Raw genomic sequence first — 25,606 nt, forward strand, 5'->3', positions numbered from 1 at the left:
AAGTTCCAGGTAGAAGCATGATAGTTAACCTACATGAACAAGGATGGGAGGTAATATACCATCGTGCCCACGCATTACTCGCTGCCCAAATTGCCGGAAATTGGCACCCAGAATTACGCCCGCAACGTTGGTTAGAAACAATTTCCGCAATTTCCCACCACGATGACTTAGAAAAAGAGTGGGAAGGAAACCATCTTACACCAGCAGGCGCCCCACGCGATTTTACTCTTGAAAAAGAAGTTGATTTAGAACGTGTGCGTAAACTTACACAAAACGCTCAGTATCGCGGACGCTGGGTAGCAATGTTGATCTCGATGCACATGAGCTTTTTAATCGAAGGAATGCGCGGTGAATCAAAAGAAATAGACGAATTTTTAGACGAACAGATAGCAAATCAACAAAAATGGATTGAAGAGTTAGAAATAACAAAAGACGACGCCGCTAAAGCGTATGCCTTCTTCCAATGGTGCGATAGAATGTCACTCATTCTCTGCAACAAAGAAGTTCCCGAAGGTACCACCAGCGCCGAAGAAACCGATGATTTCCGCGCGCTAGAAATAGCCAAAGACGGTGACGGACAAAGCTATAGCGTATCAATGCGTAGCGACGGTAACATCACAGTCAAACCTTGGGCATTCAAAGACGACAAATTCACCGTTAGACTCGAAGCTACCTATCTAGACCAACTACAATTTACCGACAACAACGAACTCACAGAAGCACTACAAAAGGCGCCCATCAAAACCCTAGAATGGACATTCGCCAAATAACCCCCAGAAACCCGGTTTCTTCCACACTAAACACAACAATTTTCAGCGTTACCAAAAGAAACCGGGTTTCTCACTACGAACGATAACCCCCAATAAACGTAGGTTGGGTAAGCAACGCGCAACCCAACATACAACAATATTATCTCAAACAATAATAATTAAACCATTACCAAATCTTTTCCACAGAATAAGCAGCGATAGCCTCATCTACACTTAGTAAAGGCATTTTTTCAAAAATAGCTTGAACAATTATAATACGGTCAAAGGGGTCACGATGATGATTGGGTAAGTCTTGTAATGCATAAACATGACTTAACTCAATTGGTAAAATTTGCATGTTATTAACTTCTTGTTGACTCGCGATTAACTCCGGAACTGATACAGGTAAATCAAGCTTACCAAGCTGAACCTTAATTTGTATTTCCCAAACACTAGCAATGCTCAGTACCCAAAAATTGTTATCATCTGTTAATAAATTACTAACTTTCTCTGAAAGAAGTTCTGGATTTACAGCTAACCAAATCAGAACATGTGTGTCTAATAACAATCTCATATTACACCTTCACCTAACCAAAACTCATCTGGTAAAGGTTTATTAAAATCATCGCTCATCCGATACTTTCCCCGATTTAAACCTAAAACTCGTTTTTTTCGTGTTTTTTCAGGTTGGGCATACTTTTGTGTTAAAAATTCAACAAAATCTAGCACTTGCTGTTTCTGTTCAGGTGGTAGTGTTTGTAACTTGGTAATTACTTCTGATGTCGTATCAAGAACTTGAGGAGTCATCTTAATCCCTTTTGAATATATACTTTTGTATACTTATCCACATATTGCAGTACACCTATAAAATTAGGTTGTAGGCATTAGTGGTATTTATATATTATACCCTTACCTAACCAAAATTCATCCGGCAGTGGGTCATCAAAATCATCGCTCATCCAAATCTGACCTTTATTTAAGTCTGGTACTCGTTGTTGCAGTGCTTCTTGAGAATAAGTATATTTATTTACTAAAAACTCAACAAAATCTAACACTTATTGTTGCTGTTGAGGCGCCAAAGTTTTTAGTTTCGCAATTAGTTCTGATGTCATATTTATAACTTGAGGAGTCCGAAGGCTTTTACTTTGTAAGTTTATATTACCCATAATATAAGTAAAGGCGCCTTTTTCTTAAACGCTTTGAAGAAAGCGCGTTTTATATTGGAACTAGGTGAACTTCTGTGTAGCTCAGGATTTCTATGAAAGTTGAGTCCATCAGTATTACTAATTTTAAGCGCTTCGAGAATTTGGAGGTGTCGTTTCAAAACCAAACCATCAATACCATTAGTAACAGGTTTTTGGTGTTAGGCGATAATGGTACGGGGAAGACAACCTTGCTACAAGCTATTGCGCTTCCCTTGGCACTGGCAACAAAGCAAATTCAACGAGTCACAGATTTTGATTGGCTAGGGTTTCTTCCTGGTCGCTACCAACGTTGGGGGGCGCCGCGTATTGAATTGTCTGTATTATTTACGGATGAAGAAATTACTGCTACGCGCGCGTTATTTAAAAGATGGGCTGCAACCAGAACTGAACGTTCTTTAATTGAACCAGGAGACAGTAAGCGCGTCCGCTTAATCCTTGATGGAGAACGCTGTTATACTGCAACTGATGCTCAGTACTACCAATTCGCGGGACGTTACTACGCACGCAATTTGTACATTACAGAAGGTGGTACACAAGTTCTTTTAGGTTGGTACTGGGAGAGAAAAGAAATTGAAAATTATTTGATTGACCCCAAAGTTTTTAAAAAGGCGTTGGGTAGTAATGCACCACCAGCATCCGAATACCGTGCAGCACTACTAGCTTCAGCAGAAAAAATAGGTGCCTAAAAGCAGTAATAATTTATACACACGAGACAGAACTCAGCCGTAGGATATACAAATATCTATTCAACTCAAAAAGTCGAGAGAGAGACTTAGCGAAACAAAAGGAAGTTTTTGGGCTGGAAGGAGAATTAATGTTCACAGAACCACCGAATAGTGAGTCTTTTGATGCAATTATCCAGTGGGCTGCTTCCTTTACAAGTTCTAATAATATTTGGAACGAAAATAGAAATAACATACGTATACAATTAGTTGAACTATTCAAGAATAGCTGGCAAGAGCTACGTAAAGAAAACAATAGTAATTCAAGTGAGATACGCAAGCTGCAAAGGCATATTCGCTTTGCCCTCCACAGACTTTCTATTTTAGGACTTGGGGATATTCTCGGCAGCCTGATGGAAATTTTGCGTGAAGCTTATTGGATAATTCGCGACCCCATAAATGTGTTAGAAAATCTAGCACGGCAAGGCTACCTTGCTCAAATTAGAAGTTTACTGGCATATTATCAAAACCTTAAGCAACCCGTTGAATATCTTAAAGCAGTAACAATTAGAGCAATGCGCTTCTTGCCGAATATTGATGCTCAAGAATGGGAGTTAATTGTTGAATTTGCCACTATCTCAGATGGTTCAGTTAGTATACCCGAAAGGCTAATGTCCACAGAATCATGGCTATATCTGGGGCACAAATATAATGATTTTAAGCAAAGCCATCATATTGAGGCAGTTAAAAAGGCCCTTCGTTCTGAACCATCACTACCAAGTCGATTAGAGAAAAATTATCTTTTAATCTTGGGACAGTTTGAACCAAGTGCTGTTGAAGAATTCTCCATAAATGTAAACGACCCTATGCTTGTCAACGCGCGATATCTTGCGCTTCAAGGTAATCCATCCAGCATATTTGACTTGCCGGAACTTAAAACTCTTCGAGAAAATTATTATAGTGGTCAAAGTCCAACAGATAGTGAAGAAGGATCGCCTTATTAAGGTTAATTATTATACAAGAGGTTTTAGCAACCGCCTGTACTAGATAATTGGTGTTACCAGCCAATAATTCCATTAAATTTCGTTTTTTGCGAATATTGCGAATATTGCGATTTTTCCATTATCGGAGTACAATAACGTAACTAGGAACAAAAAAATCCAGATATACAGTATGGTTCAGCTATCTATTCGTAAGGATTGTGCTAAATAACCCCAGGTTTTGAGTATCTTACCTTGTAAACACTTACAGGTAAAGCTAGTTTAAACCAAATTATTCTCGTTTATTGTTTTTTGTACAACTGCACAATTCTGGATTCTTACCTCCTGTACTGAGTAAAAAAACAGATAATTTGAATGATTTGCGCGTAGGTATAAAACTATGTCCAAGAACTTACTTGTCACTATTGACGCAGAAGGAAATCGTTCTAGTAATTTAAGGAAACAGCTTGAAGAACGTTACCAAAATGGCACACATAAATTAGTTCGAGCAGACGGTACAGAGTTACCTATTTCCGATAATGTGTTTCAAGTATTGCAACAAATCTTACCCGCGTTGGAGCAAGGTAGAACAACAATAACAATTACACCTAATAATCGTGAAATGACTACCCAAGAAGCGGCTGACATTCTGAATGTTTCTCGTCCCCATCTAATAAAGCTGCTAGAAAATAATGAGATTCCTTATACAAAGACGGGTAGTCATCGTCGGATTAAAGTAAAAGATTTAATGGATTATAAGGAAAAGAAAGATTCTCAGTGTCGTCAATCGCTGTCAGAGATGACGGAGATTATGCAAGAGAATGGTTTGTTTGACTAAAGCAATAAGTAATGTTGAGTACTTTTTCTAATCGTGGGTAATTTTTCTGCGCTTCTCGACGCTTGCGTAATTTTTCCTTATTCTCTGTCTAATGTATTACTAGAAGCAGCGTATCAGGGGCTGTACCGAGTTCATTTTTCTGATAAAATCTTGGACGAGGCTATTCGGAACCGAGTAAAAAGGGGACGAATGGACGAAGTGACAGCAGATAGATTTAGAGCCGCTTTGATTAAAGGTTTTTTTCATGCGCTGGTGGAAGCTCCAGTTTCCTTAGAGGAAAAGATGGAAAACCATCCTAAAGATAGGCATGTACTTGCTGCTGCTGTTCATGCAAAAGTCGATGTAATCGTCACATCGAATCTAAAAGATTTTCCTGCATCGTCTCTGGCGCCTTGGAATATGGAAGTCATGCATCCTGATGATTTTCTAAATTACTTATGTAATGAAAATGGTGATGATGTTCTGTATGATTTAATCTCTACACAGATTGCGGGGTATAAAAAGCCGCCTATGACTTTTTTAGAATTCCTTTCAAATTTTGAGAACGAACAACCAAAGTTTGCTAGCCGAATATTAATTTACGCCTATAGCTATGAAGTTGAAAAGTTTGCGATAAATGCTTTAGCTAGCGTTACTAATGCAGGAAAAGGTCAGCGTGTTCTAAGTGGAAATCGCTATAAAATCTCTGAAACTAACAATGAAATTTCAATTATAGAAAAGAGTACTAAACGAGAAGTTTTTCGTTCATGCAGTGATGGATTTATAGGAAATCTCAAGGTTAAAGATATTGAAATATTTCAAGAAGCTTTAAAACAACTAAATGAAGAAGGCTATTCGTAAAGGATTTCAACTCAGTACTAGATTGTAAGATTTTATGAAAACCGACACCAAGCCTTTTCTCTGTGTCCTAATAGTCTCTGTGGTTAATTTCGAGCATCGATTCTTTCACGAATAATCTAGGATTGCTATAGCAGAATTTAAAATTTAAAATCTCATGCCTTTCGCCACTACAGGAACCATTGCTGCCATCGCTACCGCTATTGTCCCACAACAAGGTAGCGTCGGGATAGTACGCGCGTCTGGTTCCGAAGCTCTAGATATTGCTAAAAAGCTTTTTCATGCACCAGGTAAGCAAGTTTGGGAAAGTCACCGCATTTTATATGGTTACATTCGTCATCCTCAAACCCAAGAACTCGTAGACGAAGTGCTGTTATTAATAATGCAAGCACCACGTTCGTATACCCGTGAGGATGTGGTGGAGTTTCACTGTCATGGGGGAATTATGGCAGTGCAGCAAGTGTTACAGTTGTGTTTAGAAGCAGGCGCCCGTCTTGCACAACCAGGAGAGTTTACACTACGAGCATTTTTAAATGGGCGCCTAGATTTAACGCAAGCTGAAGGTATTGCTGACTTAGTTGGCGCCAAATCTCCACAAGCTGCACAAACTGCGTTAGCTGGAATTACAGGTAAATTAGCTCAACCAATTAAAAAACTGCGTGCAGATTGTTTGGATGTTTTAGCGGAAATTGAGGCACGTATCGATTTTGAAGACGATTTACCACCATTAGATTATGAGTTTATCACTGCGGAAATTCAAAAAATTAGCCTAGAAATAAATCGTATTCTTGCTACAGCAGAAAAAGGGGAATTGCTGCGAACGGGTTTAAAAGTTGCTATAGTTGGGCGCCCAAATGTCGGAAAATCTAGTTTACTAAATGCGTGGAGTCGTAGCGATAGGGCAATTGTCACTGATTTACCTGGCACAACGCGCGATGTTGTGGAGTCGCAATTAGTTGTAGGTGGTATACCTGTACAAGTATTAGATACTGCTGGAATAAGAGAGACAGAAGATACTGTAGAGAAGATTGGTGTAGAACGTTCGCGCAAAGCTGCCGAGTCAGCAGATTTAGTGTTATTAACTATTGATGCTTCTACTGGTTGGACACCATTAGATGAAGAAATATATATTAACGTGAAAGGGCGCCCGTTAATTTTGGTTGTTAATAAAATAGATATCGCGTCATTACAACAACATTATCCTGAAGAAATAAATAATGTTGTCAAAACAGCAGCAGCAAAAAATCAAGGAATAGACGCTTTAGAAACAGCTATTCTAGAAAAAATCCAATCTGGTAAAATTACTGCTGCTTCTTTAGATTTTGCCATTAACCAACGTCAAGGCGCCGCACTGACACAAGCAAAGTCATGTTTAGAACAAGTATTATTAACTATTGAGCAAGACTTACCTCTTGATTTTTGGAGTATTGACTTACGTGGCGCCATTTACGCCCTAGGTGAAATTACAGGAGAAGAAGTAACAGAGTCTGTATTAGATAAAATATTTAGTCGGTTTTGTATTGGTAAGTAAAAGTGTATCTTAATTCTTAATTGATTATTTAGCAGAAGCTCACCTTATGACAACCGCACCCCTAAGCTGGCAAGAACTAGAAACCCTCACGAACTATCAAATAGATACCGTTAATGGTCCCACCAACTCAAGAGCTACGTTGCGCTTATTTGGGCACTCCGAATCTGATGTGCGGGTGACGCTGTACCGTGATAACCACGCTTGGTGTCCTTACTGTCAAAAAGTTTGGCTATGGTTAGAAGAAAAACAGATTCCCTACCGCATCGAAAAAGTAACAATGTTTTGCTATGGGGACAAAGAAAGTTGGTACAAACGTAAGGTACCATCAGGAATGCTACCCGCAATCGAGCTTTCGGGGCGGATTATTAAGGAAAGCGATGACATATTGCTTGCTTTAGAAAAGGTTTTTGGAGCATTGAACCAAGGAATGGAAGACCGCACTGTGCTTCCTTTACGTCAATTAGAACGACTTTTATTTAGAGCTTGGTGCGGTTGGCTGTGTACAAGAGCAGTTTCTTCTCAACAAGAACAACGCAACCGAGAACAATTTATAGAAGTGGTGGCTAAAGTCGAGGATGCTTTGGGTCGTACTCCAGGACCTTACTTTTTATCGGACTTTGGCACAGTTGATGTTATCTTTACACCCTATGTCGAACGGATGAATGCGAGTCTTTATTACTACAAAGGTTATTCCCTGCGAGAAGAAAACCCTCGATTTAACGCATGGTTTGCGGCAATGGAAAGCCGACCTACTTACTGCGGTACCCAGAGCGACTTTCACACCCACGTACATGATTTGCCACCCCAAATGGGGGGTTGTTGGGAAAACGGCGAAACCCAGATGCTTCTCAATAAAGCGCGGGTGGATAACGGCCCCTGGTTTGGGCTACCAGATGTTACTTATCCAGAACCCGAAAACTCCCGTATGGAAGCTCTTCAACGAACCATCAAACACCGCATTAATATTATTCGAGTTAACCCCGCCGATAATCAATTGTTCGATCAAGCCCTCCGTTGTGCTTTAACATACATGATGACAGGCGAAGACTGTATACCTCCATCAGGTTCTGATGTCGCTCTGCGATATTTACGCGACCGCATTAATGTACCACGAGACATGTCCATCTACGCAGCCAAGAGATTGAGGGAATCCCTAGAAAAAACTGCCTCCCTTGTGGGTAATGGTCAGCCAGCTCCCATTCCCACTAACCATCGACGAGATCAAGACCCATCTAACTTTGCTCGCAAGTAAAATTAAAACGTAGGGTGTGTGGCGCCATAAAAAATCGTGTACTTTTACGTCATACTTGTAGCGTCACGCACCATTCTTTAAATATTGTACCTATAAATATTAATATCTAAGTATGAGAATTACAGAAATTTGCGCCCAGAAAATTGTTTCGCTAAGTCTTGTCTTAAACATTGACCAATATAAAACTTAAGTAGAGCTTCTACAGACATATCCCTTATCGCAGCTATTTTTTGAAGCGATTCTAATGTATCAGTTGGTATTTTAATAGAAACCGTCTCAGTCGGACGAGGACGTATATGTAATTTAATTTCTTCAGGATTCTTCATACAGTTTTCTTTCCGAGCAAGTAACTAGCGTAGCTTAATAAATATGTTATAATACAGAATATAAACTTATCTAATTAAAAACAATATAAAGATTTAAAAAGCGAAACTTATGAAACAGGCATTTACAGCAAGTGTATGGCAAGAGGATAACTGGTTTGTCGCACAATGCTTGGAAGTGGATATTGCAAGTCAAGGAGAAACTGAAGCTGAAGCTTTATCAAATTTAAGCGAAGCTTTGTCACTGCATTTTGAGCCACCAATAGCTACGATAGTACCCCAGATTAAGACTTTTGAGGTAGAAATAGGTGCCGCTTAAACCATTACCTTTTCGTGAAGTAAAACGTAAGCTGGAAGCTGCTGGTTTTGAGGAAGTTAGTCAAAAAGGTAGTCACGTAAAGTTTGCGAAAATAATCGATGAAGGAATACGTACTGCGATAGTACCTAACAAGCGGGAAATAAGTATTGGTACGCTTGGCAGTATTTTACGACAAGCTGGGATAAGCATTGAAGAATTTGAAATATTGTAACTTGCATTTTTTAATCTCGGTGTTGTTACTGAAGGCATTATTTGACTTGTTAATTTAAGCTGTACGTGTTTTAACTAGCTTTTGCTTCAAAGAACAGGTTAAGAGAAACCAGCATCTTTTGGAGAGAGTCATTGATAAACAGGTTTCAGCAGATTTTATAAATGCTGAATCTCAAGTTAATGATTACATTAAAAAGTTTCAGGATGAGTTTGATACTTTGTTGAAGGAACGGGAAACTAGAGAATCTGAAAAAATGCAAATTCGTGCTAGTCTTGATGTTCATAAAGCTAAGTTAAATGAGTATTTAAACGAATTAGTTCCGCTTCGCACTTCTTTAGATAGCTGGAAACCTAAGCAGATTCCTATAATGCTTGGTTAACAATTTAAAGTGTAGCATTTTAATGATGGTAAGATTTCCGCTTATGGTATGGTATTACCCGTAATCTTAAGGATTGCTACTTATGATAGGGTAGACTCATGACATAAAAGGGCGCCTTCAAAACATTTCCTTAGTGTCATTAATTCTAGAAGATAGGCGCCTAATTTTAAGCTCAAGAAACTCTCCTCTCTGTGCCCTCTGTGTCTGTGTGGTAAATATCTTTATTACCAAAATCAACAACGTGAGCTATTGGTTTGTTTCATTAAGTTAGCTGGCTTAATAATTCTTTCTTTGTGTCCTTTGTGCCTTTGTGGTTATTTCTCTTACTTGTTACTTGCTTTATCTTGAAAACGGGTTAAAACTTTACTTTTAAATAAACTTCAAAATCTTTAAGATGCTACCCTACCCTTCGGGATATCCTACCCTGCGGGAAAACTTCGTTTACGGATAACGGGAAAACTGCGCCCTTCGTGTCTCAGCATGACAAAAGCGAGATGCTTCGTGCCTCAGCATGACAAAAGCGAGATGCTTCTTGTTCCCCCCTTATTAAGGGGGGTTAGGGGGGATCAGATTAAGGTAAATTTTGGAACACGGTGTCAATGATTTGTTTGGCTTTGATATCTAATGTATTCCAATCCGACTTCTCCTTGTTCATCGATTAAACTAGTATCTATAGATACTGCTTCGCCTGACGCATAATTTTGGAAACATACTTGGTAGCATAATTCCCATATATCGATGTTGAGTCGCTGCTCTTGACGCTGTAGACACAGATGATATCCTGGATGGGGCATTGGTAGTTTTTCGAGGGTGCGCTTGATATCTTCTGTTCGTTCCGGGGTTGCAGTTTCGAGTTCCTCTATTAACGAAGTCACCATTGCCTTGGTTTCATCGCTGGTACCCGGCGCCCATACTAGTACGTCTTGGTAGGTTCCTTTCCAGTTTGATACGTCAAGCTGTTTGCGGATATTGTCGATAAGACGGATAAATGCTGGTTGCATCAGGGTTTCTGCCTGCTGCCATATGTTGGAGTCGGTTATCTTGGGTGGCATAAGTGATTTTTTATACTCTAGTATTAAAATTCACGAACTAAATTCAAAAACTATGTTTAAAAAAATATTTACGAAAAAGTTGGGTTTTTAGCAAAATCTTTTATTAAGATAGCGGATTTTGCTGCGGAGGATTTGGAGATATTTATTACCACCTGTTTAGTCGGGTGTCAACAAGCTTGGAGGATATATGATTGGCAAGCTACTAGACTATCGTTATAAAGTTATCAGAGTTCTTGCCACGGGCGGTTTTGGTGAAACTTATATTGCTGAGGACACCAAACGACCTGGCAACCCTATCTGTGTAGTCAAGCATCTTAAACCTGCTTCTAGTAACGATTCTAAGATATTTGATACTGCTAAACGCTTGTTTCAAAGCGAAGCAGAAACGCTGGAAAAACTGGGGAGTCATAACCAAATTCCTCGGCTTTTGGCTTATTTTGTTGATAATCAAGAATTTTATTTAGTACAAGAATTTATTGAAGGTCATACTCTTAGTGAAGAACTCGTTCCGGGAGAAACTTGGAGCGAAGGTCAGGTTGTTCAACTTTTAGATGAAATCCTTAGCATTCTCGAATTTGTCCATCAACAGGGAGTTATTCACCGCGATATTAAACCCGATAATATTATCCGGCGCCGTGGTGACAATAAGCTAGTATTAGTTGATTTCGGCGCCGTTAAACAATTACGCGCTACTGCCTACACTCGCACTGTCGGTGTTCAACATTCATCTACGGTAGCAATTGGTACACCTGGCTATATGCCTACCGAACAAGGTCAAGGCAAACCTCGTCCTAACAGTGATATTTATGCCCTAGGTATTATTGCTATTCAAGCTCTCACTGGTGTGGCGCCTGTAGATTTACAAGAAGACCCCCACACTGGCGAAATTCTTTGGCAAAATGCTTCTATCAGTCCGCAGTTAGGTGTCATCTTAAATCAGATGATTCGCTATCACTTTAAAGACAGATTCCAAAACGCTACCGAAGCTCTACAAGCATTGCGTGCGTTTGTACCTGCTGCACCAGAGAATCAAGAGTACCGCAAAACACAGTACCCAATTGTAAAACATTCCTCGCTCTCTTCTCGACAGCAAACAATTGCTGTGGCGCCTGGAAATAGAGGTGGTAGTGGTGGATATGCACCAGAAAATGTCAAGGCTATACGTAAAGCAGCAACAGGCCCCGATATATTACAGTTATTCATTTTAGCTTTGCTTGCTGGTGGTGCAGCTTATGCGGCGCCACAAGTAGTAAAAAATGTCCAAAGTCTTACGGCAAATTGGACAAAAGGTGGTGATACTCTAGCATCACAAACTTGTATGGCTATAACCAGCGAAACAGCCAATATTCGTTCTGAACCTGCGGCCATATCCTCTGATACAATTTTGCAAACCGTCTCAGGTCGTACTGCTTTAGAAGTTACTGGTACACGTACAAAACGTGGATGGGTACAAATACGACTAGATACAGGTAAGGTCGCATGGGTTCACTCGGATGTTATTGGTAATAGCTCTGAATGGGCGAACTGTCTACGCGATAAGGGTATTGCTACGAAAATTATTAACGATAGTAGTGCTATTGCCGCACGTCCCGAACCAAAACCAAAAACAATAGTTGATTGGTTGCCGTTGCCAAATAAAAATCAGGATAACAATACAGAAAGTAATATAGATATAGATAAAAATACAGACGAAAATAAAGTAACTACACCAAATATTGATGAACAAACTCAAAAGCAAGACAGCAAAGTAGTTGAACAAGCACGCGATAAATATGAATCTGGTGACTTACAAGGAGCTATTGATTTATTAAAATCGGTACCTGCGGGAATTGAGGAGACAGGTAAAATGATTTCTCAATGGCAGCAAGACTGGTCAAAAGCCGAATCATTATTTAAAGATATTGATGAGGCAGTCGCTAAAGGTAACTGGGATAAAGTCACCTCTTATCAGAAGCAGCCTGAAAAACTACCTAATATTCAGTACTGGCGTGACAAAATCAATCCGCTGTTGCAACAAGCCGCTGATAATATAGCTACTAGTGCCGAAAATTTATCGTCTCAACAGCAGGTTCCTAATCTTGGCAGACCCGCGAAAACCGAAACAAAGGCGCCTAAAAAACAGGACAACCTCACTCTTGAAGAAAATCTACAACAATTTTTCTTTGGTAGTCCAGAACCGAATGCAACTCCTAAATCTACGAAAACCCGATAAATTTGTAGGCTCCTCCTTGAATGCACAGGCGTCCCGCCTGTGCCACGGTGCCACTGGGATTAATATTTTTGTGGAGTTATAGGGGCAGGTGCCGTTGTTGGTGGGGGTGGTACGGGTGTAGGCGCCCCAGGAACATTAAATTGTTGAGTTGGTTGGGGTTCAGGTGTAGACTGCTTTTGAATATTGGGACGAAATAGATTTGCTTCGTAAAAGTAAACGCGGTCACAATATTGGGAACCGCTATTACAAACTGCCTCAATAGAGACATTGCTGGCATTACTAACATCTAATGATAGTGAATTTTGCTGTGAAGGAGATACAGTACGAGAATCTGCTGGTTTGCCGTCTAAATATACTCTGACATCTACATTGGAACTGCGACTATCACTATCACGCATCCCAAACCCTAAATTCAATGTTTGAAAAATTGGGTTTGGGCTATTATCTGGCTTGATTCTACAAGTTAGTGATGCCGAACGATATCCAGGACCTAAAAAAAATCGACTTGAATATACAGCCCTTCCTATTGAAACATTTGTATTGTCTTCACGTGCGGTACCAGAACCACTGGCAACACATGTTGATCTGAGTAAATCTACTGGACGTGGTGAGCGTTGCGCTTGTACAATACTTTCACCTATCAAAACCGAAGAAAAAACAAGTGCGCTAGTAATTAAAGAAGCAATCAAGCTAATTTTCTGAGTTTTTCGCATAAATATGAATAATTAATCTATCGGTGACGGGTAAAAACCATCCACATCATACAGTAAAGTGCTGAGTAGAAAGTGCTGAGTGCTGAGTATAGCAGGAGTTACAATTCAGCACGAGCGCACAAGCACACTTTTAACTAACTCATAACCTCTATCACACGAGCGCACTCAGCACTCAGCACTCAGCACTCAGCACTCAGCACTTTTAACTAATTAATACTGACGCGGAAACGGACAAACCCAAATTGACCACCAGGAACACTGCCTAGGTTCGCAATTACGGCGCCGTTGTTGTTGCTGCCAGGACATATATTGGTGAATGTATCTAATGGTGCGAGTGGAGATAAAAATCTACCACCATCAGCGCCACTACCTGCACCGTTTATACCAATACTGTTGCTGGTAAATGTAGTGCCGTTGGGTACTAAGTCGCAGAAGCGTACACCAGTTATGTTTTCTTCTCCCTCGGTCAAGAAATAAACTGTGTATTCTATCTCATCACCCGATTGTACTGGCGCCTCTAAGTTGGGAACTCCTCGAAATCTCTCTGCTGCTGGGAGCGAATCATCATTATTGTTGTTGGGGTCAGGTACAAAAGTATTAAAATTAGTACCTGTAATCGGTTGCCCGTCGCGTGTAGCGTTGGTTATTCGTTTGATTAGCTGGATATTTGGTGTTCCTGCGGCGCCTAATGCTGTTGAACGGAATCCAAAGTCTATATCAAGTCGATTTGGGTTCTCTTGCGTTAAGTTTGCGGCTAAAGTGGTGTTCGTTGTTGGTCTAAAATCATTGTTGGGTCGCAGTGCTTCTACTGTGTAATTACCTATCGGTAAACCTGTAAAGCTGTAAATACCATTGCTGTTAGTGGTAGTTCGAGAAATCTCTTCACCGTTGGCGCCTCGTAAAATTAAGGTGGCGCCTTGTATACCCCTTTCCCCTTGGTCTTGAACACGGTTAGCGTTACGGTCATTAAATACTGTGTCACCTATCGAACCAGTATTCGAGGGGGCACAAATATTTATTCTGGCAAGACCTATTGTTTCGTCTTGTCGAGGTTGACCAAATTCGGTACCTGGTTCATACAAAAGTTGAAAGCTAGTTACTTGACCAGCAAGTGTAACAGATACGTTACCATCTGGTCTACTTGGAAAAGAATTCTCGTTAATACCTACTGCTGTACTTCCTGTCACGCGAGTTGTAGTACCAAGTGACTGGAGTGCAACGCTAACAGGATTACTACCATTAAATGCACTAACTGTCACTCTATCTTGGTATGTAAATCCTATATCTCTGGCGCCATCTCGGTCTACGTCAAGAATAGTTAAAGGAGATGCGAGCGTAACGGGTCTATCGAAATTTACAGTTAAAGTCGCATTACTACCAACTGGTGCAGGTGCTTTACCAATACCAATATGAAATCTTAAGTTTGGTCCAGGTAAACCACCATAAACATCATTATCAATTCGAGTTCCGTAAATCTCTCTATTAAACTCAACTAAATTTGATTCAATAACTCGTCCTGGGTCACTTTCTGCAAAACTTAACCGGACTCCTACTCCACCAGCATTTAAGTTTTGAGCGGCAATTGCTTCTACACCAACTGTTGGTTGCCAGTTAACAATTGTTGGAGTTGTACCTGCTGGACATACTCCTGGTGTCTGAGCAACTACTTTTTGATTCGGTGTTGTACCAAAGATGGCTATTTGTGTTACTGCCATCATTAAAATTAGAAAAAAATACCGAAGAGGTTTAATAACTTTTCGTATTTTTCGATTATTGATTTTAATAATTAAAGGTTTCATTAGTTTTTTCCTAGTTAATCATCTAATAAATAATAAAAAAGTTAAGATGCGATTAATTCTTCATTAATTATTAATTAATGATAGAATAATAGAGTAAAAGAAGACGCGATGTTGTTCGCGCCTAAAAATAATTAATTAATACCAACACGGAAGCGTACAAACCCAAAATTCCCACTAGGTATGTTTCCTAAATTTGCTACTACGGCACCGTTATTATTGCTGCCTGAACAAATGTTAGTAAATGCTTCTAATGGTGCAAGCGGTGTTAAATATCTACCACTGTCGGCTCCACTACCAGCACCATTAATGTTGATGCTGTTGTTCGCGAAAGTAGTTCCGTTTGGCACTAAATCGCAAAATCGAACATTGTTACTAGAGTCATTACCTTCAGCAAGGAAATAAACTGTGTATTCAATTTCATCTCGTGACTGCACAGGCGCCTCAAACGTCGAAACTCCTCTAAAACGTTCTGGTGATGGTAATTCATCGTCGTTGTTATTGTTGGGGTCTCCAACAAAGGTGTTAAAGTTTATGCCACTAATTGGTTGACCATTGCGTGTAGCTCCCGTTATTCGCTTAATTAAACGAATATTTGGCGCCCCCGCAGCACCGAGACGATTTGTATTAAAGCCAAAATCAACAGTTAATAATGATTGGTTTGGCTCGGTAAGATTGGCTGGTAAAGTCGTATTTGTTGTTGGGTTAAAGTCATTGTTTGGTCGTAGCGCTTCAACTGTGAAGTTGCCTAACGGTAAAGTCGTAAAACTATAAATACCGTTGCTGTTTGTTGTGGTTCTACGAACCTCTTGACCGCGTGAATTACGTAATATCAAAGTTACGTTAGCTATACCCGGTTCTCCCTCATCTTGCCTACCGTTGCTGTTACGGTCGTTGAATACCGTATCACCAATAGTGGCGCCAGGAGGAGCAGGAAGACAAATACTAAATCTCGCCAAACCAATAGTTTCATCTTGTCGAGGTTGACCAAATTCTGTACCTGGTTCGTAAAGCAAGTCTATACGATTTAACTGACCTGCTGGTGTTGCCGAAGCGTTTGCATCTGGTCTATCTGGAAAAGAATTTTCGTTAATACCTACAACAGTATTTCCTGTTACACGAGTATTAGGAGTAAGTGACCTTAAAGCAACTCCAACAGGCACATCGCCATTAAATGCGGTAACTGTCACTCTATCCTGGTAGGTAAATCCAATATCGCGTTCACCATCACGGTCTACGTCAAGAATCGTAAGAGGTGATGCAATTATTACAGGTCTAGAAAAGTTTATACTTAGAGTTGCGTTTCCAGGTGACGGAGTTTTATCTTGACCGATATTAAAGCGTAAGTTTGGACCTGGTATCCCACCATAAACATCATTATCAATTCTAGTTTCGACATTATCGATAACTTGCCCAGGAACAGTTTCTGCAAACTCGAAACTTACTGCTACTTCACCAACATTAATTGTTTGAGCAGAAATCGCAGGCGCCCCAACTGCTGGTCTCCAGTTAACAGGTGTCGGCACATCCCCCGCAGGACATAAATTTTGAGTTTGTGCTATTACTTTTTGTTTAACCATACCTCCAGAAAAAACTATTTGCGTTACTGCTAGCAATAAAGCCAGAAAATAATAACGTAGAGACTTAAGAACTTTTTGCCATTTTCGATTGACTTTGAGAGGTTGCTCCGCTGAACGATGCAAGCCGCTATTAAACATTAATAAGGTTCGTTTAAAAAAAGCTTTCATGTTCCTCAGTCCTATAGACAACACACAATTTTGTTTGCAATGTAGAGACGTTACATGTAACGTCTCTACATCACCATTTATTATTTTCACCTCCTACGGGGACGCCGCGCGGGTGGTGTTTGATTTTGTCTTCGCTGTTCGATTTGTAAATCGTCTTCTTGTGGTTCGATAATGATGTCTACTCCTCGAATATCTTTAAAGATAATTTCCGCGCGTCTGTCTCTTGCGTAGTCCACAATATCTGTCGAACCTGGGTTAAGAAGTTGTGATTCACCCGCTGAACGTATTGTCATTCGCTCAGGCGCCACACCCCTACGTAATAAGTAGTTACGTGTTGATAATGCCCGCCGTCTACCTAGTGCTAAGTTATAAGCGTCACTTGCACGTGGGTCAGTGTGTCCAACAATTTCAATTACAATTACAGGATTTTGTAACAACACTTCTGCCACCCTATCCAGAACTTGTGCAGAAGCTGGACTAATAAACGATTTGTCTAACGCGAAGTGGATATTACGCGGTACACGAATCTTTAATGGTGGTGGTGGTGGTGGTGGGGGTGGTGGTGGTGGGGGTGCCGGTGGTTTCGGTCGCGTTGTACACTGCGGAGGCACTATTGGTTGCGGTCGCGAATTTGGAGTCAGATTTGGAAAAGTCCCTGCTTGACCAATAACTGCTGCTACCGATGGTTCTGATGTTCCATATTTGGGGTCAGTAGCAATGGCACTAATTCCATCTCCCTCGGTAACGTTCGCAATACTGGTACTAAAATTACCGTCTTTATCAGCTTGGACAGTTGCTAATGGAACATTTAAGGCGCCGTAGCCATAGTCGTATATAGCTTGTTTGCCACGTTGATAATCGCTTAATTTGTAAATTGTTACCTCAGAACCTGGGTCAGCTTTACCTTGAACGGTTATAGAACTACCTGTTGGTGGGAAAGCGCGCGTTCTAAATTCGGGCGCATTTACTGCACCGTTTCCGGTATCTAGACGACGGTTGCCAGAATTTCGTTTGGGGTTGGCGCCGTCTCCACGTTGAAAGTCGCTAACTTCAAGATTTTGCTGTGTAATTAAGTCGATACTTAATCCTTCAAGCGAGGCAAACCTATTACCACGAATAATATTGCGAACCGCAGGACTACTGCTACCAATATCGTTACGTGGAAATGATGTGACGCTTACCCCTGGCCCGGTTTGATTATCAATCTCGTTACCAATAACTTGATGGTTACTACCCATCAAATATACTGCTGCCCTTCGCAGGCGCCTGCCGTTGTAAGTAATTTTATTGTTTTGCAGCAATACATTCCCATCGGGTTTAAATAGATACACACCCGCACCGTCATTCGCACAAATTAAGTTGCCTGTAATTTGGGAATTTGTAACAATACCCTCAAATCTTAATGCGTCTGGCATTCCAGCCAAACCATTACCCACAATAATATTTTGTGTTACTAAAGTATTTTCACCACGTACAGAAGTAATAATTGCGCTACCGTCGCTGTAATAAATACGGTTGCGGCGAATTGTTGTACCTTGCGAGTTAAACACATAAACCCCAAACGCTGAGGTTTCTTGAGGTATTTGTTCATCAACTGTTAACCCTAACCAGTTATCTTCAATAACAACATTCTTTGGTGGAACATCTTTATTAGAGAAGGGGAAATTATTACTGGGTGTAGGTTGTTGCTTACTTGTGTCGGGTGGTGGAAATCTATGGGCAATGACGATATTTCCAGGTGGTGTGGTTAGTGTCACAGGTTTGGGAATACCGTCATATATAAGTAGGTTTCCCAATTGCTGTTTAACAGGACTTGCATTAAATCCATATAAACTTAACCCACGCACTGTTATAGCATCGGCAACTATTGTAAACCCACGGAAAATTTCAACGTTAGGCGCCGGAGTTATGGCAACAACTGGTACAGGAATTGCAATTTCCGCTGTCGCTGATTTCGTCGCATCATAACCTGGTTGGCTTGTACCATCTATTACTAAGTTGGCAGAAGCCAAGTCAGGCAATATTCTTTGTAGTTGAATTGTAGTGGCGCCTGCTGGCAAATTAAACTCAATCCTGGAACCCCCAGATGTCGAAGGTGTGACAAGTGCTTTTTCAGCAGGACTAAGTTGCTCTACTTTTAGCGTCCCGTTGGCAAGTTCAACTGCTTCCCGTAATGTTAATTGGTTATCTTGCTGAATATTGCCGTCTTGGTTGCTATTTACTATTATTCGCAGTGCCGGAGTCGGGATTGGTGTATTCGCAGGCGCCTTCGTTGATTGCTGGGCAATATTATTTTTATTAATACTACTACCACTATTAACACCATTTTGTTGACTCAATGCAACATTAGATGGTAATAAAGACAAACTTAAAGCCAGTAAAGTAAGCGGTAAAGGGTAAGCGGTAAAGGGTAATAAAGTTAATTTCTTTTTCCCTTTTTCCTTTTTTTTACTCCTTTGTTTTGACCAATAATGTTTAAATTCTTCCATTAATCCTTGCTCCTCTCCTCTACACCTTGAACAGTAACAGCGTTTAAAGACTGGTTGAAGTCAATTGGCGCTTTGGTAAATTTTCTGAGTTTGTCTAAAAGCTGCTGTTGCCCCGATTTATTAGCTGGTACTAGAGTTTTAATTCCTAGTTGATTTTCCGAGTGTGCTGGATATGAAACTACATTTTGCTCCTCTAAATGGATATTTTTATTATTTATGTCCTTTTGAGGTTGGAACCATGCATTTTCACTCGTCAACTTAGAATTTATAGCTATTTCTTGGGGTTCGTCAAAATCGTTCGTGCGTTGATTTACGAAAGATTGAACATCTGTTGGCTGTTTCAACTCACTTTGCTGATTTGGATTTAACAATGAATCAGTTTTGTTAGTTCCTTGCTCTTGCAAAGTTGGTTGCTGTTCAATAACTGAAGTATTAGGAGTAGGAGTTGTTTGTTCTTGATTTGACTGTATATTTGGTGTGTTTAACTCGCTACTTGATTGATTACCAGGTGTTGGTGCTGTTTGAGGTGTAGTTTGCGGTGCTGTTTCTGGAACTGTTTGAGGTGTAGTTTGAGGTTGAGACTCGTTGCTTGGATTAACTGGGAATGGGTTGGGAGGTGTTTGAGGCGCCGTTGAAACTGGTTGAACTTCAGATTCTTGCTGTTGTCTAGGTACAGGTTTTTGTAACCCAAATCCACCTAACAGTTCGTTAAGTTTCAAGCTGACGTTGACATAAAAGCCACCTTCGGAACGATAACCCGAAAAGTCTCTATCACCGTTAACATCGACGCTACCAAAACTGTAACCTGCTGCTAATCGTAAATCTGGTGTTAAGTAATAACCGCTTTCAACTGCTAAACCATATTCAGTGTAGCCGTTGTTACTGTTAGAATCTTGACCAATCCACCGACCTTCTACAGCTAAATCGGTGCGATAACCTAAACGGTATGTAGCACGCAATTGAGCTAATTTCGCTGTGCCATCAAATCTATCACCACTAGCAAAAGTTACACCGTTACGTAGTGCAAACTTACCAAAAAATTCCCAACGCCAGTCAGGTGCATAAATACCTTCCATTGAAAGTACATGACCAGTTACCGTTGAACCAATTAGTTGTGTTTCGGGTATTGAGTCAAAATTCTGGCGCCATTCGTATTTGAATAAGGCGTTAAATTTATCGTTTGTTGGGTCGCGATATGCTAACCCAATTCTTAAGTTTGAGGTATCACCAAGGTCTTGGAATCTAACGCCATCAGTACCACCAATACTTGAAGAGGTTGGTAAGAATACGTTTGCTTCCCCTGCCTGTTGATATCTAACTAAAGCTGTTAATGCTGGCGAAATTTTACCAGCCGCAGAAGCAGAAATTACTAAGTTATTGCTTTCGTCGCCATCACGATATTCAAATCGAGTACTAGCTTGGAAATTTGGGTTATCGGTATATTCAAGACCAAGGCTATAAACTGAACCAGAAAATAATCCTAGGGAGGATGCGGTTTGTCCAACTGTATAGTATTGCTCGTAACGAGGACCAGCAGCAGTAGCGTTGAAAAGATTTCGGAAAACGTATTCGTAACCGACACTCATCCGCAAACCAGGCGCCAGTACCCATCTATTATTTAGTCCAACGGCGCCTTGTCCTTGAAGTCCGTTGTATGCACTTAGTACTGAATAACGTCCTGTAATTGCAGTGTTTTCAGAGAACTTATGGTCTAGTAAGGTGTCAAAAGTAGTTATAGAGTTACCTTGAAGTAATTCGCTACTGTCATAGAATTGATGCGCTAATCGGAATGTCACCCCTTGATATGCTCTCCAATCTAATCCCAGTGTTGTTCTGTTGGGATACAAGGGGTCATTCCCATCAATATTGAGTTCGTTCTGTGCCTGGAATAGTAACGATTCTCCTAAAGGTACTTTCAGACGTGATACTAGTTGATTTGCATCACCGCTAAGAGTGTTATTTACCCGGTCTTCACGAGAACGATTCACATATTCCACACTTCCTTCTGGACTTAATCGACTAGTACCAAAGCGTTGTAAAATACCAGCGCGGAAAGTTCTTAGTTCGTTACTAATTCTTTCACCAGGACGTGCCAGGGGTTGCGGGTTGAATAAGTCGAAGAAGTCTACAACACGACCGGGTGCAGTACCATAGTTCTCTTCAAAGTCATAAGAAAACCGGAAGCTAGTAGTGGATGTCGCTCTAGCCAATACTGATGCTCCGTAACGAGTCTGTCCAGGTGAAAAACTGGTCGTAGCGTTGTTGACAAAATTAGGTTCTACTGCTCTGTAATAACCTTCACCTAAAACTCTTTCACCAAAATTTACATTTGCTTCGAGTCTGTAGGCATTCCCGCTAACGTTATCTCCGGTTATTAAATCGCTATTCGAGCGTGCTATTTCACCGATAATTTTGCCAACGTTACCAAGTGAAACTAAAAAGTCGGCGCCATAAAGTTCAAAGTCATTATCTCCTTGGTCTTCACGCAAATAACTTCCTGCTAAAAATGATTTTCTTTCCAGGTCATTCGAGAAGTTATATTGAATTCGTCCAGCATAGAGATTAGAGTTTTGACCACCTTCGTTTTGGTACGAAACAACTACTCGCCGTACCAAAGTTGCACCAAACGGGTTTAAATCAGTGGCTAATATTGGGCGCCGGAATAGTAATGTACCTCGGTCGTAATCGATTTCGTAGTCTAAGTCTCTATATAAAGGTTGACGCTCAACTACTGTACCGGGACGATTTATTTCTTCAGCTTCAACATATACAGTTTCACTTCCTGGTACAAGTAAGCGCCGCGATAAAAAGTAATTTCCGCTCGTACCATTAGGTACAAAAGTATCACGTTGAAATCCTTCGATGTTATTCGCGTACATCCCCGTGACTTGCAATGGTCCAAAGTTGTAGTTCAACTTCAAACCGTGCAATTGGCGTGTTGTCGCTGTATATAACTGTGAGATGCGGGAAAATTCTTCGGTGTTGTAATCACCCCACATCAAATAATCAGGTTCGGCGCCTGGTATTGATGGAGTTCGTTCAAATCTTGCGTAAACACTATCAATAGACGGTGTAGTCGGAATCATCGTCGAACTATCACCGTAAACAGGATATTGCTGTTCGCAAAACTGAATACTGCCAAATAATCTGTTTCTGCCTTCGCAATCTTGGTTTATGGGACGATAGCTATTAAATGCTCCAGTAAATAACCATTCGCCAACTTTACCCGTGGCAAAAACGCTCGCTTTAAAATCTACCGTTGTTCCATCGTCAATTCTACTAGGGTTAAGAAAGTCACTAAAACTACCCCAATAATCGGTACCACCCGCACCAATTCGCAAATTGATAATACCTGTAGCGAGTGAAGGACGTAAAAACGTCACAAACTCAACTTGGGTATAAGCCTCTAACGGTGAGTCAATGGTGCTATTTAATATCGTGGTGTCGTTTTGCTGTGGAAAAAAATCATCCGAGCGTGGACCGACGATGCGGGGATCAAGTTGGTCAACTCTGGGAGAAATGCGCGCGTTATCTCTGACTCGAATTTTATCAACTGCCGCCCGAACCCTTACTTGTTGGGGTTTTATATCCGTTTGCAGTGTGGCGGTAAATTCCCCATCACGTGCGATAACTTGGAAACCAGAAGCATCACGACTTTGGTCGGCGCCAACAAATTTACCAGCTGAACTAGTTAATGTTACAAGTACATCACCTGTAATGGGCTGACCTTTTTCGTCGGTTAATGTCCCACGTAACCTAATTGTCGAACGTCCATCTGCTTGCGCTCGTGGGTCTCCTGCTGGCGCAATATCTAACTTAACTTTCTGGGCGGTAAGTCCTTGGGGTAAAGCAGTTGGTTGCGTTTGTTGTTGATTTACTTCTTGTGCCGTTGAATTCGGCTCTTGATTTTGTACAGAACTTTCCGGGTTTGGTACCGTTGGGGTGGAAGAAGGAATTATCTGATTGTTGAATGTAGGATTCGTTAAATTACTACTTCCTTGTCCGCTCGCTGGTGTTGTTCCTTCTTCGGCTTCGGCTATTAAAGTAGAGCTAGCATTATCGCGACTCGTTGAAAGTGATGGCGCCGTCAAAGTTGCTGCTTGTGCTGATTTCGGTACAAAAGCACTAAATATGCTTAATGAAGGTATAAAAATAGCAGCAAGGAAAGGGACGACTGCGTTACCTTTGACCGACATTGCCTTGTGTAGGGCGAAGCGTAAAACTGAAGAACCTGGTTTGCTTATCGTGTGTGGGGTCTTGACCCTTTGACATCCGTAGTGATTTAGCTGCAATTTATTAGGAATATTCGCTTCTGAATTTGGTTTTTCTAAGTTTGTTTTCATCGTTTACCCTCTGAAAACGCTGGCGTGACTGCAAAATTTACTCGTGCCATACTTCCTGGCGCCAGTCTAATCATTCGTGACTGACTGTTTCTTTCGATAAAGTACTTGTTCGGTGCTAAAGCGTAACCGGGCAAACTCGTCAAATCAAGTGCTGCCGACCGATACCCAGATACAACATTTGCTAACGAGTACAGACCATTTGCATCGGTGACAATGCGGTTGCCATCATCCATGTAAATAACAGCATTTGGTACTCCGGGTTCGTTACGCTGTTGTTCTCCATCAAAGTTTTTATCAACAAATACTCGCCCAATCAAAGTAGCACAGTCTGATATAATACCAGCGCGCACACGCAATGTATGACTCGCTTGATTACTCGTGAGGTTGCCCGCGCGCGCTTGTGCAAGGTTTCTACCCGTTCCGCGTACTGCATCAGGTGTTACTTCTACCGCATAAGAAACATTTAATGATTGGTTTGGTTGAAGTTCTTCTGGTGTACTTATTGTTACCGTATTTCTAGTACCACTGCTTAGACTTATTGGTACAGTTCGGTCGCCAATGCTGCCTCTAACTGACCTATTAATAAAAAGCAATCCTAACGGCAACCTGTCTGTAACCGTGATATTTCTTGCTGCGACCCTACCTGTATTTCTAATTGCTAGTCTGTAAATAACGGTATCACCTGGTTCAGCCGCTGCACGGTCTCCAGTTTTGATAATTTCTAATGCTGCTTGTCCCGCTCTAACTACCACTTGGTTAGAGTCAACAACCCTACCATTTGGTGTTTCGGGGATATTGTCGGCGCCTACACGCGCAGTGTTTGGTATTTCAGTTTGAGCAGAACCAGGGATAATTCCGTAAGTAAATATACTGAGTGTAAAAACCGGAAAAAAGAGGTGCTTACGCCTCAACCACGATAATATAGATGTCATTGTTAGGCATCAACTAATAGAATTGGATTTACTTTAAATCAAGGCTTTCAATTAAATTCAAAAACCATTGGATGTTTCGATTTGTTATCAAAGCCTTACTCCTGGGGGAGTGAAGCTAAAATTTTTGATAGTTAAATGCTTACAGGCGTAAAAAAAGGATGCATTTTTCCTTTAAATTCTTTGTAAAAATTTTTTCTATTTAAGGCACATTATCGCTCATTCTATCCATCCTCACAATATAGTTGACATTTTTACGGCAATTTTTGCTTTATTTTAATTATCTTTGCAATCTCTCTTTAGGAATAACAAAAATAGTAGAAGCATATAGAGACAGTTGTATTACTTGCTAACAATAAAAGATAGCAAGCATATCAAATTAAGCTGAATTTATTCAACTAAACTACAACAGTCACTATAATTTTCAACAACATCAACAGCTTCGTATAAAGCAACGATTACTGCTGCTGTGTTGATGATATCTTTGCTCTTCTACGAGAGAGCTTGCGAATGATCTCTGTGTGAGGATATAGAACACGTTCATAAAAGAGACTGTTCAAAAAGCGCAGACGCATTCTTGGATTATTATGTTCCTGTAAAAAAAAACATATCCGCGCATATTTTAATCATGAATAATCATGATGTCTGTCGCTACCTAGAACTCATGGAGGCTTATCCGAGTCACAACACTTTAGTCGATGCAGCCGAATCCCTAAAAGCTAAAGGTAACACTTAAGTAATATTACCCAGAAATGAACCATAAGCAATCAGGGTGATGAAAAATTGTTCAGTATTTTTTCTTATATTGCCACGTGCAGATTTATCCGTATATACTTCATTTGGAGTATATGTGTTCTTTTATACGATATGTCCTGAGAGGTAGAAGCAATTAGTCGAGATTTGTCTCCAGAATCGGGCAATAATATAAAATTCCTTTATGAACAGAAACGCAGATTTATATTGCTCGTATTCAAGAAGTATAGTACTTATAAAAATTATGATGGTTTAAGGGTTAATTTCAGCCTTGAAGCAAAGTTT

Annotated in this window: 21 protein-coding genes and 1 pseudogene; 11 read left to right on the forward strand and 11 right to left on the reverse strand. The window is 40.6% G+C overall.

The genetic code is table 11. The annotated features are described in order from the left end of the window. The first annotated feature begins 17 nt into the window (after positions 1–17). A complete protein-coding gene (locus tag DSM106972_RS00130; protein WP_127077708.1) occupies positions 18–770 on the forward strand; it encodes a DUF3891 family protein in 753 nt (250 codons plus the stop codon). A 166-nt stretch (positions 771–936) separates the two neighbouring features. Here DSM106972_RS00130 and DSM106972_RS00135 read toward each other — a convergent pair whose 3' ends face one another. From DSM106972_RS00135 to DSM106972_RS53025, 3 genes are all read right to left on the reverse strand, one after another. Continuing rightward, positions 937–1,323, reverse strand: a complete 387-nt coding sequence (locus DSM106972_RS00135) for a type II toxin-antitoxin system VapC family toxin (protein ID WP_127077710.1) — start codon at positions 1,321–1,323, stop codon at positions 937–939. After that, positions 1,320–1,556 (reverse strand): type II toxin-antitoxin system VapB family antitoxin, encoded by a 237-nt coding sequence (gene vapB / locus DSM106972_RS00140; protein ID WP_127077712.1) that lies wholly within the window; start codon positions 1,554–1,556, stop codon positions 1,320–1,322. Before vapB ends, DSM106972_RS00135 begins: the two co-directional genes overlap by 4 nt. Before the next feature lie 77 nt (positions 1,557–1,633). Then, the gene (locus DSM106972_RS53025) at positions 1,634–1,804 is read right to left on the reverse strand and encodes a DUF2281 domain-containing protein (protein WP_233787282.1); all 171 of its coding nucleotides are present in this window, start codon (positions 1,802–1,804) and stop codon (positions 1,634–1,636) included. Between the two features lie 203 nt (positions 1,805–2,007). Between DSM106972_RS53025 and DSM106972_RS00150 the strand changes: the two genes are divergently transcribed. The 6 genes from DSM106972_RS00150 to DSM106972_RS00175 all read left to right on the forward strand — a co-directional run bounded on the left by DSM106972_RS00150 (position 2,008) and on the right by DSM106972_RS00175 (position 8,054). After that, positions 2,008–2,640 (forward strand): AAA family ATPase, encoded by a 633-nt coding sequence (locus tag DSM106972_RS00150; protein WP_233787283.1) that lies wholly within the window; start codon positions 2,008–2,010, stop codon positions 2,638–2,640. A 128-nt stretch (positions 2,641–2,768) separates the two neighbouring features. Next, positions 2,769–3,620 carry a hypothetical protein gene (locus DSM106972_RS00155; protein WP_127077714.1) on the forward strand — a complete coding sequence of 284 codons (852 nt, stop codon included), beginning with the start codon at positions 2,769–2,771 and terminating at the stop codon, positions 3,618–3,620. A gap of 376 nt (positions 3,621–3,996) precedes the next feature. Then, entirely contained in the window at positions 3,997–4,434 is a 438-nt protein-coding gene (locus DSM106972_RS00160) for a helix-turn-helix domain-containing protein (protein ID WP_127077716.1), read from the forward strand. A 33-nt stretch (positions 4,435–4,467) separates the two neighbouring features. After that, the gene (locus tag DSM106972_RS00165; protein WP_158632738.1) at positions 4,468–5,274 is read left to right on the forward strand and encodes a PIN domain-containing protein; all 807 of its coding nucleotides are present in this window, start codon (positions 4,468–4,470) and stop codon (positions 5,272–5,274) included. 154 nt (positions 5,275–5,428) lie between these two features. Then, positions 5,429–6,802 (forward strand): tRNA uridine-5-carboxymethylaminomethyl(34) synthesis GTPase MnmE, encoded by a 1,374-nt coding sequence (gene mnmE, locus DSM106972_RS00170; RefSeq protein WP_127077720.1) that lies wholly within the window; start codon positions 5,429–5,431, stop codon positions 6,800–6,802. 46 nt (positions 6,803–6,848) lie between these two features. Further along, on the forward strand, positions 6,849–8,054 hold the full coding sequence (locus tag DSM106972_RS00175; RefSeq protein ID WP_127077722.1) for a glutathione S-transferase family protein: 1,206 nt from the start codon (positions 6,849–6,851) through the stop codon (positions 8,052–8,054). Positions 8,055–8,173: 119 nt separating this feature from the next. Here the strand turns inward: DSM106972_RS00175 and DSM106972_RS00180 are convergent, their stop codons facing one another. After that, positions 8,174–8,380 (reverse strand): hypothetical protein, encoded by a 207-nt coding sequence (locus DSM106972_RS00180; RefSeq protein ID WP_127077724.1) that lies wholly within the window; start codon positions 8,378–8,380, stop codon positions 8,174–8,176. Positions 8,381–8,489: 109 nt separating this feature from the next. On the opposite strand from DSM106972_RS00180, the gene DSM106972_RS00185 reads away from it, so the two are divergent. From DSM106972_RS00185 to DSM106972_RS00195, 3 genes are all read left to right on the forward strand, one after another. Further along, complete coding sequence (locus tag DSM106972_RS00185) at positions 8,490–8,696, forward strand: type II toxin-antitoxin system HicB family antitoxin (protein WP_127077726.1); 207 nt, start codon at positions 8,490–8,492, stop codon at positions 8,694–8,696. Continuing rightward, the gene (locus DSM106972_RS00190) at positions 8,686–8,907 is read left to right on the forward strand and encodes a type II toxin-antitoxin system HicA family toxin (RefSeq protein ID WP_127077728.1); all 222 of its coding nucleotides are present in this window, start codon (positions 8,686–8,688) and stop codon (positions 8,905–8,907) included. The genes DSM106972_RS00185 and DSM106972_RS00190 overlap by 11 nt, the downstream gene beginning before the upstream one ends. 118 nt (positions 8,908–9,025) lie before the next feature. Continuing rightward, positions 9,026–9,286, forward strand: coding sequence for a hypothetical protein (locus DSM106972_RS00195; RefSeq protein ID WP_127077730.1), 261 nt, complete (start codon positions 9,026–9,028; stop codon positions 9,284–9,286). Between the two features lie 571 nt (positions 9,287–9,857). Here the strand turns inward: DSM106972_RS00195 and DSM106972_RS00200 are convergent. Then, positions 9,858–10,338 (reverse strand): annotated as a pseudogene (locus DSM106972_RS00200) (hypothetical protein). Between the two features lie 187 nt (positions 10,339–10,525). Between DSM106972_RS00200 and DSM106972_RS00205 the strand changes: the two are divergent. Beyond that, positions 10,526–12,550 carry a serine/threonine protein kinase gene (locus DSM106972_RS00205; RefSeq protein WP_127077732.1) on the forward strand — a complete coding sequence of 675 codons (2,025 nt, stop codon included), beginning with the start codon at positions 10,526–10,528 and terminating at the stop codon, positions 12,548–12,550. 59 nt (positions 12,551–12,609) lie between these two features. Here the strand turns inward: DSM106972_RS00205 and DSM106972_RS00210 are convergent, their stop codons facing one another. From DSM106972_RS00210 to DSM106972_RS00235, 6 genes are all read right to left on the reverse strand, one after another. Continuing rightward, the gene (locus tag DSM106972_RS00210; RefSeq protein WP_127077734.1) at positions 12,610–13,263 is read right to left on the reverse strand and encodes a hypothetical protein; all 654 of its coding nucleotides are present in this window, start codon (positions 13,261–13,263) and stop codon (positions 12,610–12,612) included. A gap of 206 nt (positions 13,264–13,469) precedes the next feature. Further along, the gene (locus tag DSM106972_RS00215) at positions 13,470–15,062 is read right to left on the reverse strand and encodes an SdrD B-like domain-containing protein (RefSeq protein WP_127077736.1); all 1,593 of its coding nucleotides are present in this window, start codon (positions 15,060–15,062) and stop codon (positions 13,470–13,472) included. 131 nt (positions 15,063–15,193) lie between these two features. Next, positions 15,194–16,807 carry an SdrD B-like domain-containing protein gene (locus tag DSM106972_RS00220; RefSeq protein WP_127077738.1) on the reverse strand — a complete coding sequence of 538 codons (1,614 nt, stop codon included), beginning with the start codon at positions 16,805–16,807 and terminating at the stop codon, positions 15,194–15,196. An 86-nt stretch (positions 16,808–16,893) separates the two neighbouring features. Further along, positions 16,894–19,296, reverse strand: a complete 2,403-nt coding sequence (locus DSM106972_RS00225) for an OmpA family protein (RefSeq protein ID WP_127077739.1) — start codon at positions 19,294–19,296, stop codon at positions 16,894–16,896. After that, positions 19,296–23,639: a hypothetical protein gene (locus tag DSM106972_RS00230; RefSeq protein WP_127077741.1), complete on the reverse strand. Its 4,344-nt coding sequence runs from the start codon at positions 23,637–23,639 to the stop codon at positions 19,296–19,298. The genes DSM106972_RS00225 and DSM106972_RS00230 overlap by 1 nt, the downstream gene beginning before the upstream one ends. Next, positions 23,636–24,571, reverse strand: a complete 936-nt coding sequence (locus tag DSM106972_RS00235; RefSeq protein ID WP_127077743.1) for a DUF11 domain-containing protein — start codon at positions 24,569–24,571, stop codon at positions 23,636–23,638. Before DSM106972_RS00235 ends, DSM106972_RS00230 begins: the two co-directional genes overlap by 4 nt. Between the last annotated feature and the right edge of the window lie 1,035 nt (positions 24,572–25,606).

This window comes from Dulcicalothrix desertica PCC 7102 (genome assembly GCF_003991905.1).
Lineage (GTDB): Bacteria > Cyanobacteriota > Cyanobacteriia > Cyanobacteriales > Nostocaceae > Dulcicalothrix > Dulcicalothrix desertica.